1 protein-coding gene is annotated in these 1,178 nt (G+C 76.9%); it reads left to right on the top strand.

The genetic code is table 11. The annotated features are described in order from the left end of the window. Positions 1 to 18: 18 nt before the first annotated feature. Complete coding sequence (locus tag B0E53_RS36645; RefSeq protein WP_210406373.1) at positions 19 to 1,143, top strand: cobalt-precorrin-5B (C(1))-methyltransferase; 1,125 nt, start codon at positions 19 to 21, stop codon at positions 1,141 to 1,143. Positions 1,144 to 1,178: the final 35 nt, after the last annotated feature.

The raw sequence follows: 1,178 nt of genomic DNA, 5'->3' as shown, positions 1-1,178 counted from the left end.
ACGTACGCCGAGCCGCCGCTGCGTGAGCCGGACCTGCCGCGTACGGCCAAGGTCCGGCCCACCGCGCTGCGGACCGGCTGGACCACCGGCGCGTGCGCCACCGCGGCGACCAAGGCGGCGCTGACCGCGCTGGTCACCGGCGAGCCGCAGCGCCAGGTGGAGATCGGCCTGCCGGCCGGCCGGCGGGTCACCTTCGCGGTGGCCCGCTGCGACCTCGACCCGTCCCGGCGGGCCGAGGCCGTGGTGGTCAAGGACGCGGGCGACGACCCGGACGTCACCCACGGCGCCGAGCTGACCGCCACCGTCACCTGGCGGGACGAGCCCGGGCTGCGCCTCGACGGCGGGCCGGGCGTCGGCACGGTCACCCGGCCGGGGCTCGGCCTGGCGGTGGGCGGCCCGGCCATCAACGAGACGCCGCGCCGCATGATCGGCCAGGCCGTCGCCGAGGTGGTCGACCTCGGCGAGACCGGGGTGCGCGTGGTGATCAGTGTGCCGCGCGGCGAGATCATGGCCCGCAAGACCACCAACCGGCGGCTCGGCATCCTCGGTGGCATCTCCATCCTCGGCACCACCGGGATCGTGCGGCCGTTCTCCACCGCCTCCTGGCGGGCCAGCGTGGTGCAGGCCGTGCACGTGATGGCCGCCCAGGGGGAGCGGACCGTGGTGCTCTGCACCGGTGGGCGTACCGAGCGGGCCGCCCGGGCGCTCCTGCCGGAACTGCCCGAGGTGTGCTTCGTCGAGGTCGGCGACTTCACCGGCGCGGCGGTCACCGCCGCCGTCGGCGACGGGATGACCGGGGTGGTCTTCGTCGGCATGGCCGGCAAGCTGGCCAAGCTCGCCGCCGGCATCCTGATGACCCACTACACCCGGTCCAGGGTGGACCTCTCGCTACTCGGCGCGGTCACCGCCGAGGCCGGCGGCGACCCGGACCTGGTCGCCGCGGTCGCCGCGGCCAACACCGGCCGGCACGCGTACGAGCTGTGGGCGGCCGCCGGCCTGCTCGGCCCGGCCGGGGACCTGCTCTGCGGGCGGGTCCGGCAGGTGCTGCGCCGCTTCGCCGCCCACGCCGTCACCGTCGACGTGGCCATGGTGGACTTCGCGGGCGCCCGGGTGGTCGCCTCCTCCGGGCGGTGGGCCGCGTGACCCCGACCGTCCTCGTGGCGGGGATCGACGCGGCG

Source organism: Micromonospora sp. MH33 (assembly GCF_003013775.1).
Lineage (GTDB): Bacteria > Actinomycetota > Actinomycetes > Mycobacteriales > Micromonosporaceae > Micromonospora > Micromonospora fulviviridis.
This window is presented reverse-complemented; position numbering and strand designations above follow the sequence as displayed.